The organism is Xenorhabdus koppenhoeferi, assembly GCF_900116635.1.
In the GTDB taxonomy this organism is placed as follows: domain Bacteria; phylum Pseudomonadota; class Gammaproteobacteria; order Enterobacterales; family Enterobacteriaceae; genus Xenorhabdus; species Xenorhabdus koppenhoeferi.
The window spans coordinates 1-15,240 of the sequence record NZ_FPBJ01000015.1; the positions used below are offsets into that span (position 1 = coordinate 1).

General features: G+C 44.6%; 13 protein-coding genes. All 13 read left to right on the forward strand.

All coding sequences use genetic code 11. The features are described from left to right. The first annotated feature begins 501 nt into the window (after positions 1–501). Positions 502–951, forward strand: a complete 450-nt coding sequence (locus BM329_RS06465) for a phage tail protein (RefSeq protein WP_092550546.1) — start codon at positions 502–504, stop codon at positions 949–951. 39 nt (positions 952–990) lie between these two features. Beyond that, the gene (locus BM329_RS06470; protein ID WP_092550549.1) at positions 991–2,058 is read left to right on the forward strand and encodes a phage tail sheath family protein; all 1,068 of its coding nucleotides are present in this window, start codon (positions 991–993) and stop codon (positions 2,056–2,058) included. A 65-nt stretch (positions 2,059–2,123) separates the two neighbouring features. Beyond that, the gene (locus BM329_RS06475; protein WP_177216204.1) at positions 2,124–3,347 is read left to right on the forward strand and encodes a phage tail sheath family protein; all 1,224 of its coding nucleotides are present in this window, start codon (positions 2,124–2,126) and stop codon (positions 3,345–3,347) included. Between the two features lie 15 nt (positions 3,348–3,362). After that, a complete protein-coding gene (locus tag BM329_RS06480) occupies positions 3,363–3,821 on the forward strand; it encodes a phage tail protein (RefSeq protein WP_092550555.1) in 459 nt (152 codons plus the stop codon). Then, complete coding sequence (locus tag BM329_RS06485) at positions 3,818–4,015, forward strand: DUF5908 family protein (RefSeq protein WP_092550558.1); 198 nt, start codon at positions 3,818–3,820, stop codon at positions 4,013–4,015. The genes BM329_RS06480 and BM329_RS06485 overlap by 4 nt, the downstream gene beginning before the upstream one ends. Next, positions 4,012–4,704, forward strand: a complete 693-nt coding sequence (locus tag BM329_RS06490) for a CIS tube protein (RefSeq protein ID WP_092550561.1) — start codon at positions 4,012–4,014, stop codon at positions 4,702–4,704. Before BM329_RS06485 ends, BM329_RS06490 begins: the two co-directional genes overlap by 4 nt. Beyond that, positions 4,701–6,317 carry a phage baseplate assembly protein V gene (locus BM329_RS06495; protein ID WP_092550564.1) on the forward strand — a complete coding sequence of 539 codons (1,617 nt, stop codon included), beginning with the start codon at positions 4,701–4,703 and terminating at the stop codon, positions 6,315–6,317. Before BM329_RS06490 ends, BM329_RS06495 begins: the two co-directional genes overlap by 4 nt. Before the next feature lie 10 nt (positions 6,318–6,327). Beyond that, positions 6,328–6,753, forward strand: coding sequence for a GPW/gp25 family protein (locus BM329_RS06500; RefSeq protein WP_092550567.1), 426 nt, complete (start codon positions 6,328–6,330; stop codon positions 6,751–6,753). Continuing rightward, positions 6,750–7,175, forward strand: coding sequence for a hypothetical protein (locus BM329_RS06505; protein ID WP_092550570.1), 426 nt, complete (start codon positions 6,750–6,752; stop codon positions 7,173–7,175). The genes BM329_RS06500 and BM329_RS06505 overlap by 4 nt, the downstream gene beginning before the upstream one ends. Before the next feature lie 84 nt (positions 7,176–7,259). Next, on the forward strand, positions 7,260–9,551 hold the full coding sequence (locus BM329_RS06510; RefSeq protein ID WP_177216205.1) for a baseplate J/gp47 family protein: 2,292 nt from the start codon (positions 7,260–7,262) through the stop codon (positions 9,549–9,551). Continuing rightward, positions 9,544–12,435, forward strand: a complete 2,892-nt coding sequence (locus BM329_RS06515; protein WP_092550576.1) for a hypothetical protein — start codon at positions 9,544–9,546, stop codon at positions 12,433–12,435. The genes BM329_RS06510 and BM329_RS06515 overlap by 8 nt, the downstream gene beginning before the upstream one ends. A 57-nt stretch (positions 12,436–12,492) precedes the next feature. Continuing rightward, the gene (locus tag BM329_RS14805; protein ID WP_092550579.1) at positions 12,493–13,428 is read left to right on the forward strand and encodes a tail fiber protein; all 936 of its coding nucleotides are present in this window, start codon (positions 12,493–12,495) and stop codon (positions 13,426–13,428) included. A 221-nt stretch (positions 13,429–13,649) separates the two neighbouring features. After that, positions 13,650–15,230 (forward strand): contractile injection system tape measure protein, encoded by a 1,581-nt coding sequence (locus BM329_RS06525; protein ID WP_092550582.1) that lies wholly within the window; start codon positions 13,650–13,652, stop codon positions 15,228–15,230. The last annotated feature ends 10 nt before the right edge of the window (positions 15,231–15,240 follow it).

Sequence of the window (15,240 nt, forward strand, 5' to 3'; positions counted from 1 at the left end):
AATTTAACACGATTGCACACGGCCAATAATGATTTAACACCCGTGGAATATGAAATGGCCTTCGTAAACGTGTCCGATTTTTCTTGAGCAGAACATATTTTTTATTTGAATATTTTTTCCCATCTTCCAAGGGCAGAATCATCATATAACAACCACGCTAAATTCCGATATTCCCGGTCATAATGAAATGGAAAAATCATTGGGTTAATTCACCGCATAAGTTTTAAAAAATAATAAGATTTAACAAGCAAGACATAATATCTTTATCTTCGTTTACATGTAAATAAAGTTGCGTAAAAAGCAAATTGCATTATTGGCAATATACTCATTATCGCTTTTTCGGCACGATGACTCTCGATATAAGCATGATATAGCCCTACAAAAATATTTTCAGAATGATATACCTGTCATTTTGTGGCGGTAGCTTTATCTAAATATATTTTTTACACCCTATTTTAATTGATATTAATCATAACCATTCTTATTTTTAAAGAGGCTATTATGTCTACAAGTACGTCTCAAATTGCGGTTGAATATCCTATTCCCTCTTATCGTTTCATTGTTTCTGTTGGGGATGAACAAATTCCATTTAACAGTGTTTCAGGACTGGATATTGGCTATGAAACCATTGAGTACCGCGATGGTGTGGGTAATTGGTTCAAAATGCCCGGCCAACGTCAGCCAATCAATATTACCCTGCGTAAAGGTGTTTTCCCCGGCAAAACTGAACTGTTTGATTGGATTAATTCTATCCAGCTTAATCAAGTCGAGAAAAAAGATATTATCATTAGCTTAACCAATGACGCAGGCACCGAATTATTGATGACCTGGAGTGTTGCTAATGCTTTCCCTACCTCATTGACTTCGCCTTCCTTTGATGCCACCAGCAATGATATTGCCGTTCAGGAAATTAGTCTGATAGCTGATCGTGTAACCATGCAGGCTGTTTAAGGCATTACATAGTTAATCATTTTGTATAAAGGAATTTTTATGACAACCACTACCAGTTATCCCGGCGTTTATATTGAAGAATTAAATAGCCTGGCTTTATCCGTATCAAATAGTGCCACAGCCGTTCCTGTTTTTGCGGTGAATAAAGACAATAAACTTGTCAATGAAGATACCGCAACTCGTATTAATTCCTGGATGGATTATCTTAATCTAGTTAAAGGTAAATTTTCTGCTGATGATAATTTAGCTATTTCTCTGCGGGCGTATTTTACCAATGGCGGTGGATATTGCTACTTGGTCAAAACGAATAATTTAGTAAAAGTCATTCCGACTTTGGATGATGTGACATTACTGGTGGCTGCGGGCGAAGATATTAAAACGTTAGTAGATACTTTATGTAAGCCAGAAAAAGGATTATTTGCCATTCTTGATGGTTCTGAAACCGAGTTGACGATTGACGGCGAACAAACAGAGAAAGGAAAATATACCGCCACAGAGTTTGCCGCAGTTTATTACCCGTGGCTAAAAGCGGATTGGGCGGAGAAAGACATTCCACCGAGTGCTGTTATGGCAGGGGTTTATGCCTCCGTCGATTTATCCCGTGGGGTATGGAAAGCACCAGCCAATGTTGCCTTGAAAGGCGGTCTGAAACCTAAATTTTTGGTCACGGATGAATTGCAGGGCGTATACAACTCCGGCCGTGCCATCAATATGATCCGAAATTTCAGCAATACCGGTGCCACCGTTTGGGGAGCAAGAACGCTGGAAAATAAAGAAGATTGGCGCTATGTCCCTGTCCGTCGCCTGTTCAATTCCGTTGAACGCGATATCCGCCAGGCACTGCGTGCCGTGTTATTTGAACCCAATAATCAACCGACCTGGATGCGTGCCAAGGCCGCCGTTGACCAATATCTTTATGCCCTTTGGCAAAAAAATGCCCTGATGGGGAACAGCCCGGAAGAAGCCTATTTTGTCCATATTGGTCAGGATATCACTATGTCTGATGCTGATATCAAACAAGGCAAAATGATCATGAAAGTAGGTCTGGCCGCAGTACGACCGGCTGAATTTATCGTTCTGCAATTTACGCAGGATGTCGCTCAGTAATCTCCATGATTAAACACAGGCACTGTATTAACAGTGCCTATCTAAACACTTTGGAGGAGATGATGATGGAAAGAATTCAACCGGGCGTGACCTTAACAGAAAGTATCATTACCACAGGCCAGCAAGAGATACCCAGCGCAGTGCCCGTATTTATTGGCTATACCGCCTGTCATCCGCAGCCAGTAAAAACCGCGATCCATATCAATAACCTGGCGGAATATCACCGGCGATTTGGTGAAAATCATCTGATGGCGTTGGCAGTCAGGCACTATTTCGATAATGGCGGGCAACGGGCTTTTGTTTTACCGCTGCAAGGCAATATGCCCTCAGCAAATATCACCCAAGCGGAAGCCAAGACCCTGATAGCAGTATTAAGCTCTGATGCGGTAACCGAAGCCATTGGCGGTGAAACACAAATTACCCTGATTTTGACACCGGATATCGCCCGACTGAATGACAGTGTGATTGAGGATCAAAACACCTTAGTCAATCTGTGGTCTGAAAGTTGGACGACACTGCTGCAACTGAGCCAAATCCGTTCCAACCTTTTTGTGCTGCTGGATGCGCCGGATAAGGTTGAACAGGCTCAACAATGTCTGAGGGATTTATCATCAGGGTATCGCCAATGGGGGGCGGCCTATTGGCCTCGTCTGGAAACCACTTATCAGGACGTATCCAGCGGAGATACAGCCAGCAAAAAAGGTATCGTGCTCTCCCCCACCGCCGCCATCGCAGCACTTATTCAGCGCACAGATAGCGAAACCGGTGTGTGGAAAGCGCCAGCCAATATTGCCCTGTCTCAGGTTATCCGGCCGGTTAAATCCTATCTTCAGGGGAGTGTGCTGTTTAACGCCGATGGCATTTTGCTCAATGTGATCCGCAGTTTTCCCGGCAAAGGCATACGCGTATGGGGATGCCGCACGCTGGAAAACACAGACAGCACACCCTGGCGTTACCTGCAAACCCGCCGTCTGGTTTCTTATGTCACCGTGCATTTGGCGCAATTGGCCCGTATGTACATCTTTGAACCCAATAACGAACTGACATGGATGAAATGCAGGGGGCAAAGTTACAACTGGTTACGACAATTGTGGTTACAGGGTGGTTTGTACGGCTCACGGGAAGATGAGGCATTTACTGTGCTGTTAGGGGTAAATGAGACGATGACCGAAGAGGATATCCGTGCCGGAAAAATGGTCATGAAAGTTGCCCTGGCTGTATTGTCTCCCGCTGAATTTGTCGAGATCAGTTTGGTTTTTGATACCCAGACGGGAGCGCTTTTGTCTTAAGAAGGAAAGAGCACAATGAACGATTATTACACCCCAGTGGTATCCCACCGTTTTATGGCGAGTTTTATTTTTAATGGCATTCCCGATCCGCTGGATATCCGCTTTCAGCGCATTTCCGGCCTGAGTCGGGAGCTTCAAGTGACCCAGCACAGTCAAGGCGGCGAAAACGCCCGCAATAACTATCTGGCCGAGAAGATCCAACACGGCACATTAACGCTGGAACGTGGCGTGATGACGGTTTCTCCTTTGACCTGGATGTTTGACCGCGTATTACGCGGAGAAAAAATCGCCTATGCGGATGTGGTGATTATGCTGTTAAACGAAAATTTACTGCCCGTATCCAGTTGGACACTGAGCAATGCCTTGCCGGTTCGCTGGCAAACCGGCGATTTTGACGCGAACAGCAACGCTATTTTGGTGAATACCCTTGAGCTGCGCTATCAGGATATATGCTGGCTGGGAGTCAAAGTATGACCGTAGAAATCAGAGAATTAATCATTCAGGCAAAAGTGGTGCCATCAGCGCCAATACGACCAACACAAGCAACTGAATCAGACCGACAAGGCCATTCGTTGATTCAGGAAAGTCTGGATGAAGCAATCCTGATTGAAAAAATTAAACGCGAAGTGTTGGCCGCATTACGCGATGAGGAAGGGTGGCGTCCATGAGTCTGATTGAACGTGGTTTAGCGAAGCTGACCATTAATGCTTATAAAGACAGGGAAGGGAAAATACGGGCAGGCACTGTGCAAGCCATGTATAACCCCGATTCCCTGCAACTGGATTACCAAACGGATTATCAACAATCTCAGGCTATTAATAGTGAGAAACAAAGCAGTATTTATGTACAGGCCAGGCCCGCTGGGTTATCCCTTGAGTTGATTTTTGATGCCACGATGCCGGGTAACAAAACCCCCGTTGAAGCTCAGCTAATGCAGCTCAAACAACTGTGCAGCGTGGATGCCACCAGTAATGAAACGCGATTCCTGCAAATTAAATGGGGAAAAATGCGTTGGGAAAACCGCGGTTATTTTTCTGGCAGGGCGAAAGGTCTGTCTGTGAATTACACCTTGTTTGATCGTGATGCCACTCCCTTACGGGCGCGGGTCATTCTGACACTGGTGGCGGATGAAAGTCTGGTCTTGCAGGAGACAGAACAAAACCTGAAATCGCCGGCAAAAATCGCCTTACGGGTACAAGATGGCGCATCGCTGGCGCTGATAGCAGCTGGTACGGCATCAACTCTATCCGGTGGCATCGATTATTTGACACTGGCCTGGCAAAACGGGCTGGATAACCTCAACGGGTTCGTACCGGGTGAAATATTACAGGCCACCAAAGGAGAAGACGCACCATGAGCCATCAACTGAAAATAATTGCAGATGGCAAGGTATTGTCTCTTTTGGCCGCCGTCGATGTGGATACCTATTACCGTGTTAACAGCATCCCTTCGGCAACGCTGAAATTCAGCCTGCCGGACAGGCCACTTTCCTCTTTCAGCCAGACAGATGTACAGGCAGAACTGGCCCATTGTCAGGTAGGTAAAACCCTGCGTCTGGAAGTAACTGATGGCAGCCGGAAATCGGTGTTGTTTAACGGCCTGATTACCCGTAACACTTTGAAGATCAAAAATAAGCAATTATTGCTCACGTTGCTCGTCAAGCATCGCTTGCAACTGATGGTGGATACCCAACATTCACAACTGTTTAAAGACAGCAACGAAAAATCCGTCTTAAACACCCTACTGAATCAGGCTGGCATCAAGGCTCACTTTGAACAGATAGCCGCGTTAGAGCAAAAGCATGAGCAGATGGTGCAATTTCGCTGTTCAGACTGGCGTTTTCTGCTGTGTCGGCTATCAGCCACTGGCGTATGGCTGTTACCCACGACAGAAGGCGTTCGGCTTACCCAGCCTGAATCCCTGAAATCGAATTCAACCTATACCCTGAAAAGCCGGGGGGATGAGAAAAAAGATATCGTCGTCAAAGATGCAAGCTGGCAGTTTGACAATCATCTTAACCCCGCTTCATTGGTAGTCAGTGGCTGGGATATCAGTAAACAACAGGAATTATCCGGCGGCCGCTACGGCAGTGTTGCCGTGGGAAAAGCAGCCCTCTCCCTTGACAGGCTGGTGTCTTTGAATAAAACAAGTTGGGACATCCGCTACAGCAGCCCGTTAACCACCCAAGAAAGTGGTTCTCTGGCACAGGGACTATTGTTGAATCAGCGCATTTCTGGCATCACAGGCGAATTCCTGCTTAAAGGCGATGGACGTTATCAGTTAGGGGATAACATTCAACTAACGGGATTTGGTTCACAACTGGATGGTACAGCTAGCATTACTGCGGTTCGCCATCGTTTTAACCGGCGAATTGATTGGGAAACTACCCTGAGCATGGGCTTACAGCAGGAATATATGCCCGTATTGCCCGATGCCCCTGAACTGCATATTGCGACGGTAGCGAAGTACCAGCAGGACAAGGCAGCCTTGAACCGCATTCCGATTATTTTGCCTGTGCTGAATCGCCCGAATGAATCTCTGTGGGCAAGGCTGGGAAAACCTTACGCCAGCCACCAAAGCGGTTTTTGTTTTTACCCGGAACCCGGTGACGAAGTGATTGTCGGGTTCTTTGAAAATGATCCACGCTATCCGGTGATTCTGGGGGCAATGCACAATCCGAAAAATCAGGCACCTTTAGAACCCACTCAAGATAATCAGGAAAAAGTCTTGGTGGTTAAGCAAGGTGAAAACCAACAGCAAATTGTCATCAATGGCAAAGAGAAAATCATCCGAATCAATGCGGGAGATAATCAAATAACGCTCCAGCAGGATAAAGATATTTCTCTGTCAACAAAAAAAGAATTAATACTGAAAGCGCAGACAATGAATGCCCAAATGGATAAATCGCTCAATATGTCCGGCAAAAACAGTGTTGAAATCAAAGGTGCCAAAATTAATCTTACCCAGTGAAAGGTGAACAATGGAAAACCAAATACTGACACAACTCTATGGTCGTGGTTGGGCGTTCCCTCCCGCCTTTTCCCTTGAAAAGGGAGTGGAAATGGCTGAGGGGGCAGAAGATGTGCGCCAGAGTTTGCACATTCTGTTTAGCACTGAGCCAGGGGAACGCCTGATGCGCGAAAATTATGGCTGCGGATTAAATGATTTTATGTTTGAAAATATCCGCAACGAACTGTTTGCTGACATTGAATCCCATATCCATGACAGTGTATTGCGTTATGAATCACGGGCGGATATTACGAATATTCAGGTCCTTCAGTCGCCAAATAGCAAAAATACTCTGCAAGTGCAGGTCATGTATCGCCTGCGGGGGAGCGATATCAATCAGCAAATTCAGGGAATACTGGCACTGAGTGAAGGTAGTAAGGTATTGGAGGTGGTATGAGTGAGTCCATTGTGACAGACGGAGACATGCTCCAGTTTGATTTCAACTTTGGAAATCGACAGGTGACACCTTCCAGTCCAGCCAAGATCAGTGGCACAGGACATGCGCAGGTAAACGGTAAGAAAGTCTGCATACTGGGGGATGAGCAACAAGTCAGGGTTTCTGCAACCTATATCACAGCAACGCATACAACATCGGGAACCGGCACCATTACCATCAGTGCGTTGGATTCCAATCAGCAAGCCCTTCAATGTACCAGTGGCAAGGCCTTAATTATCAAGGGGCAGAAGTTTACAGCCATGTTTACGCCTCAATTACCAGCCATGAATAATACCGTGAACCCGCCGCAACCGGATGTTATAACGCCTTCATCGGGCAAAGGAAGTTTTATCACTCAACAAAACTTTGCCACCGTGAATTAAGGCCTTGGCTGAAACAAATCGAATTTAAATGGCGTGAATAATCCTTTATTCAAAGAGGAATCTCTGTGCCACACAGGTGATATTATGGAATCAACTGAGTTAAATAATAAATTGTCAGACTTGGTGCCGACGAGCGATTTTAAATTAGATAATCGAACCAGTTTGCAATTACTCCAATATATTGAAGAGTACACAAAAAGAATTCCCTTCAATCAGGGTAATAACAAATGGAATGACTTTTTCTTTATGGCGAATAATACGCCAGAGAAACTGGCTGAATTATATCAAGGAGGAATCGAAGCCAATGGGGAATTATTACCTCATCAAGCTTTTCTATTAGCCGTATTGCGATTATTGGAAACACCCATATCCTTATTGAATACCTTACCTGCGGCTCATCGCAATCTCTATTATCGGGCACTTCTGGGGCTGTCCCCTCGTTCAGCGCAACCCGATCAGGTTGCCTTATCGGTGGAACTGAATTCAACCGTGACAGAGCAACTGCTCACTAAAGGCACCTTGTTTGAAGCGGGACAAGATGCACAAGGCAATGCCCTGCAATATGCGCTAGATGCCAGTTTGTTGGCGAACCGTGGTTATATCAGTGATTTGTACTGGTTACGGAATAAAGAACAACATCAATGGGTTAGCGCTGCTCCTTGGGATTCACAAGCACAGTTATCATTGCCATCTGGTGGGATACGGTTATTTAGCGAAACGGATCAGGATAAATCCGTGCTGGGCGGCGTGTTGATCACTTCTGCACAGTTGGCGATGGAAGAAGGGACCAGAAAGATAACGGTTACCTTTGAGAAAGACATTGGTGACCTAAGTTTGCTGGCACAAATCAGCAGTGGCAATCAATGGCTAACTTTACAAGTTGAAGGGGTTGAAGGGAATAAAAAAGAAGTCATCCTGACGCTTTCGGATAAAGAGCCGGCAATCAATGCCCCAGAGGATCTGGATAATCTGGTTTTCACCCAGCCAGTACTCCGGCTACAGGGAAAAGACAGCCAGGCACTGTCTGCGACAACTGAAACCCAGACTCAAGCAAATACCCCAGAGAATGCGGATAATAAGCCAGTACCCCAGGAACAGGGAAAAGACAGCACGGCATTGCCCAAGGTGACCAAACTCAAAGTGCAAGAAAAGACCATAAATGAAAACTCGTTCGAGACGTATCACATCACCCCCTTTGGCTATAGTGATGAGATTGAATCATTGGAAGCAAACCCCGCGTTATACCTCGGTATCACTGATGTCGAACCGGGACAAACCCTGTCGCTATACTGGAAATTAAAATCACCGCAGCAACCCAAACAAGTTTCCTGGTATTACCTGAATAAACAGAATCAATGGGTTGCATTGGATGCATGGGTCAATGATGAAACCAAACGTCTGTATCAGGATGGCACATGGCAGGTTGTTCTGCCCGCTGATGCCTCCAGTCAGGCAACAAAAATGCCAGCGGGACGCTATTGGTTAAAGGCAATCGTGGTTATCCTCAAACCTGAAGGTTCATTGGGGGAAAACCCTTGGTTATACGGCCTGATCTATAACGCCCTGACAGCAACATTGGTCAATGCCGATAACATCAGTCACAGCCATTTTTTAACGCCATTACCGGCAGGCAGCATTCAGCGTCCGGTTGAACCCATCATTGTAGTGTCATCAGTCAACCAGCCTTGGGCGTCATGGAATGGACGTGTACCGGAAACTGACAGCGCTTTTTTTGAACGGGGAGCCCAGCGTTTGTCCCACCGTAACCGAGCCTTAACCTGGGGCAATATGGCGACTTTGTTAAAAGAGCGTTATGTCAGCATCTTTGATGTCAAATATCCCGGCAATGATGAACTCACCCGAGTACCGACATTGGATAAACAGAAACTGACAATCATTCCCGCTAACCGATACAACGACAGCGATGACCCTTTGCGTCCGGTACTAAACCCGGCACGTCTGCAAGAAATGGCCGCGTGGTTACAGCAAAAAGCCTCTTCCTGGGCTGCGATTGAGATCAAAAATCCCGAATACATTAATGTGAACATCAATTACACGGTAGCTTTTAAGCCGGATGTTAACAACGATTTTGGCTATCGCCAGCTACGGCAGCAACTCAGTGCAACGTATATGCCCTGGAGCGTCAATGAGCAGCGACCTGTCATGTTGAATAACAGCATTAACTATTACCAGCTACTGGCGACCATTCAACAGCACCCGCTGGTTGAGCGGGTCACCTGTCTGACGCTATGCCGGAAGAGTGCAGCTCAAGGCTGTGATATCACCGCATCAGTGGAAGCCAAAGATAATGAGGTGCTGATTTTAGTCTGGAACGCAGACGGTAAGATACAAGGCCGAGGAAATAACGATGAATAATCAAGATGCACTGTTTCATAAAGTGAAAGACGATATTCACTTTGATACCTTACTGGAACAAGCCCATCAGGTGGTTGACCAGCAGGCCGGAAAACTGTGGAGCGACACGGCGGAACACGATCCCGGCATCACCTTTCTGGAAGGACTCAGTTACGGTGTGTCAGATTTGGCTTACCGTCATACCCTGCCCCTGGCAGATTTACTGACTCCTGTACCAGAAAAACAGGATAAGGATGGAGGGATTTTCCCCACAGACTTTGGTCCCCATAAGACGCTGACTTGTGGGCCAATCACTACCGATGATTATCGGAGAGCGTTGCTGGACCTGCATAGCAGCGACTGGGCAGGGAAAACTACTCTACAGGATAAAGAAGATTTTCTGTTCCGTAACGTACAACTGGTTCATGAACCAGAAAAACCGCGCTATACCTATTGGTATGATGCCACCAAAAGGGAATATAGCTTTGTCAGTAGTGAAGAGGAAAAGGCAGAAAAATTTACGCTGAGGGGCAATTACTGGCTCTATCTGGAACCCACCCGCCGTACACAGGAGAACAGGACCGCAGCTACCCAGCAATTAACAGACTTTTTGACCCAAAACCGCAATATCGGGGAGTCAGTCAGTCAGATTATCTGGGCAGAACCGGTTGATTTTCCGCTATCACTGGATATCGAACTGGATGACGATGTACAGGATGTCGCCGGTATTTTCGCTGCCGTCTATAGTACCGCAGAGCAGTATTTGATGCCTGAGGCACAGCGTTACCGCACTGAAACGCTGCAAGATGCTGGAATGCACAATGATGAAATCTTTGAAGGGCCACAGTTAAAACATGGCTGGATCCCTGAATTGCCGACAGCCCGTGACTATACGAAACCGATCACCCTAAATCTTAGCCGGCTGGTTAATAAACTGCTTGAGATTAAGGGCATTCAGAATGTGAATCGCCTTCAGTTGGACGATAGCTTTAACAAGACCTTGATTAAACCGATCAAAGAGGATAGCTGGTCATGGTCAATTAAAGAAGGCTACTACCCTCGCTTGTGGGGTAAAGATCCCATCCATCAACTGGCACAACAGGATGGCCCGCTCAGGGTGATCGCCAAAGGCGGGATCAGCGTTACGGTTGATGAACAAAAAATTCGGAAAAGTTTACCTAATCCACCTTTGATTCAGAATGAACCTGTGGTATTGGCTTACGGTCGGCATCGCGATGTAGCTAGTTATTATCCCATCAGCGATACGTTACCTGCTTGCTATGAAATGCAGCAGCCTTTATCTGAAAGTGAACATGCTCAACGTTTGTTGTCACTTCATCAGTTTATACTGCCATTTGAACAACTGCTGGCTGGCGGCTGCCAGCAAATTGCCATGCTGCCACAATTGTTGGCTTTTCAGCGCAAGGGATATGAAGTATGGGGTGATCAGTGGCCGTTTAAGCCGGGTTCTGTCAATGAGAAAGCCCATCACGATTACGCTCCTCAATTAAAGGAGTGGTTAAAACAGATCGCGCTCGATAGCAATCACGAATTGGATATCGTCAATTATCTGCTTGGATACTTTGGCACCCAGAGAGCACTGCGTACCTTTACCACCGACATTAATGATTTTCGCGCAGTGCAACAGGGCTATCTGGCTCAACAACCGACATTGACTTACCACCGTGCCAATATTCAAATTGATCAGGTATCGTCGCTGCAAAAGCGCATTGCTGCCCGTCTGGGGTTAGGTGGTGAGCTGTTTAAATCGAAGCCAAACCTGAGAAAACTGCCTTTTTATCTGGTGGAACACCGGGCATTGCTGCCAATCAAGCCCAATAGCCAGTTTGATAAAGAGCAGAAACCAGATTCAGTAACAAAAGAGAAAGAGAGCCAGACTGATCAGCATTATCTGGTGATTAAGCAAGCCAGTATTAATGGCGAGCTGAAACAAGGGCAAATAATCAATTTAATTCTCAATGAAGGTGAACAGAACAAAAACCGATTTACGATACGTGGTCAGATGATAGTCAAAGCCGAGGAAAATCAGTTTTGGCTGGACGCGGGTAATAGTACGCAACTGGAATACAATCTGGAACGGGTAATAGCCGCTGCCAACGCGGAAAAACTGTTCTGGCAAAACAGCGTGGTCTGGATGGAAGATATGAATTACCGTTTAGCCTATGCCGAAGATCAAACCCTGGATGGCAACAATTTACCTCAAAGCCAAAAACGGCTGACCCGCACAGCACAAACCCCCTTCCCGTCCCTGATTGCGGTAGATAATGAAATTACTCTGACCAAATCTTTAGGGATAGCCGGAGTCACACAGGAATATGCTGATAAATCAGAAAAGTTAAATGCAAAAGTTGTCAGCTTTGATCGCATCAAGGGCACCTTGATTATTGAACGTCAGGCTAGTTCGACATTGGAGTTCCCTGACGAGAAAGAAGCATGGCGATACAATTGGCATTTTTCAGGTGAAGAGTATGAAAAAACCGATCGTTTTTCATTTGTTATCAGTGTGGTGGTAAACAGTGATTTAATTCAAGACTCCGATGTTGATCCCTATAAATTAGAAGAGTGGGTAAAAGAAACCATTCTTACCGAGTTTCCTGCCCATATTTCTATGATTATTCACTGGATGGATCAGGAAGCATTTTCAAATTTCGGCACTACTTACCAACGTTGGCAAAATAATGGTGCACCTTTGGGTGATGCTGCCTATTCGATTCTGGAAAGCCTGACATTAGGTAAATTACCTTCCTCTTTAAAAGGAATAGGGACAATGCGTGTTGCGACTCTACCCCAAAGAAAGGAAGTTGTCGGTGAAAACAACGATCACTGGAATACCGATAAAATAATCCAGAATGAATTATTCTATGTTCCGAAAAAGAACGAATAAGAAAATAAGCACCTACCAGTCACAATTTTATATTAAAAATAATTTATGGAGTTAGCCATGAAAGATATTAATCATTCTACAACAACACAAAACCAACACACTTTGCCTAATAAAAAAGGTGTTGGGCCTGAGACTGTTAAATTAAAAGATAAATTTAAAGAGGGCAGTATTCCTTTACAAACAGATTTTAATCAGTTAATTGATATTGCAGATGTTGGTCGCAAAGCCTGTGGTCAGTCGCCACAACAAGATGGCCCGGGAACAGGATTAAAGCTGGGCGATGACGGTAAACTTAATTTAAAAATAGGCTCTATTGAGAATAAGGGCTTTTCTCCATTAACACTGGAGAATGACATTTTATCTGTTAAGCTGGGCAGTGGCCTGATTAATAAAACCAATGAAATATGTGTTAGTCAGGGTAATGGTATCACGGTTGATTCAAATGGTGTCAGTATTGATCCCAATACTGTACTTCCCACAGGAATAATTGTGATGTTTTCTGGAAGTAACATTCCGACAGGATGGGCACTGTGTGATGGTAAAAATGGAACACCTGATCTTATCGATAGATTTATTATGGGAGGTACAACACAGAATATTCATGGTCAGTCTTTAAATACGTTTTCCGGTAGCGAAAACGATAAGAAATTTACGTTCATATCAGAAAACCAGACTGTTCATATATCAGGAAGAACAGAAGGACATGCACTAACTGCTGAGCAAAATGGCCCACACAAACATGAACAAGGCGAAATCCTAAACCTAGAGGCGATGTGTCATAATGGCTCCACAGATGATATAAGTAATCGTGACTGGGTTAATGGTGGAAGCTCTGGTCGTGATTCAACTATAACCAGGTACAGACCATATACATTTGAAAGTGGTGAAGGAAAAGAACATTCCCATAATATTAGCCTAACCAGCGGTCAACATAGTCATAATAATAATGTCACCGTACCGTATTATATCCTAGCCTTTATAATTAAACTCTAATGAAATTTTCCTGATTTATATTATACACAATGGATTTCAAGTTGCATCGCGACGGCAAGAGAGTAAATCCCCGGGAGCATAGATAACTATGTGACCGGGGTGAGCGAGCGCAGCCAACAAAGAGGCAGTTTGAAAGACGAAGTGTATAGTAGCAATGGGCATTAGTAAACACCCATTGCTAACTTACATAATTCATTTTATTTATGGAGTTAAGTTATCTAATGACTTTATTGGCTGAAGAAACAAGCGGCATTATATTAAAAACCATTATCACTATTGAATCCGCAGATTACAATGGTGAAAAAATAATGGATAAATGCTCGTATCTCTTTAATGAAAAGCTAGAAACAATCATTAAAGAAAATATTAAAAAATTAGAATCAACCAGTAATAACAAATTATTATTAGAAAAAATAGTCGTGGATTTAGGTAATATTGAGACTGATTTTTTTGAAACGGAAATTCCTATAAAGCTGGAATCTGAATTAAAAAAAATTTTACGAAAATATTTTCACTCTCACGAAGATACTCCGTGGAAAGAGAAAAAACACTTGCCACAAAAATACTTTCCACGATCAGAAAAGAGTGTTCCCCATCGTACTTTTGCTGGATCTCCATTAATAAAAAAAGTGGATTATTACTTACATAAGGGAAACTGGTTATCTGATAACAATAAGCATCCTGCAACAAATACGTTGAATATTGACAGAGAACATTGGCAACAGATTAATTATCATCCACAACAATGGTTACCTATGTTAGCCAAACACTGCTTACAACCTGCGGGGCTAAGCCGCTTAATTAAAATCTGCCAGCCAGATGTTCTTAGTATGCTTTGCCAGTTATTTACTAAAACAACCACTTCCGAATTTGTTAATTATCCAGCACAGATAATCACAGATAAAAAAGTGACACCAGAAAAATTGAGTTTAGCGGCTGAATATTACCTGCAACATCAGGTGAAGCATACCCATGCCACGCAACAAGCACTTGGGTTGCAAACTCAAAATAAGCAAACATCGAGGGTAAATATTACTCAAAATGATAGCCATCTATTAAAACAGCATCACAATAAAACTGACATGCCAATGGATGCAGTACCGCCATTTGCACTCCAGCCCATGCAAATATCCGCTCAATCAGCGGCCACACAACAGCATCATAGTTTGATAAAGAAGACGGTAAAACAAAACCCTGCAACTTTACAAAACAGGCAACAACACAAGGAATTACTGAAAACCGCTTTATCAGCGCAGATATCCTCCATACAACCTGATAATGGAATTCAAACCCCATCAGCACAGTCGATTTTACCCATCAGCAATGCCGGTTGCATGATTTTATGGCCGTTATTGCCAACATTTTTCCGTGCCTTTGATTTATTGGATACAAACCGATTTATCAGCCTTGAAGTGCAAAGAGAAGCCGTCTGTTTACTTGACTGGTTGATTTGGGCCGAAGAGGGAATACCTGCATGGAGGCTGGCACTAAACAAAGTGATCTGCGGTCTTCCCATAAATGACAACTCGCTATGGCATTCACCAGAACCAGGACAGCGAGCGGCCATCAACCAATGGCTGGAAAAAACCCTCATACAGCTTCCGGCCTGGGAAAAAATGGGCGCAAGCGATGTGCGTCACTTATTTCTGCAACGATCCGGGGAGTTGAGCGAACTGAACGGTGTAACAAACATCCATATTCAACCCGAAGTTTACGATGCACTGATAAGCGAATGGCCGTGGCCCATGAACATAGCGAGTTTTAGCTGGTTGAAACACCCCATCACCATCACGTGGTTATAACCCTCGATCA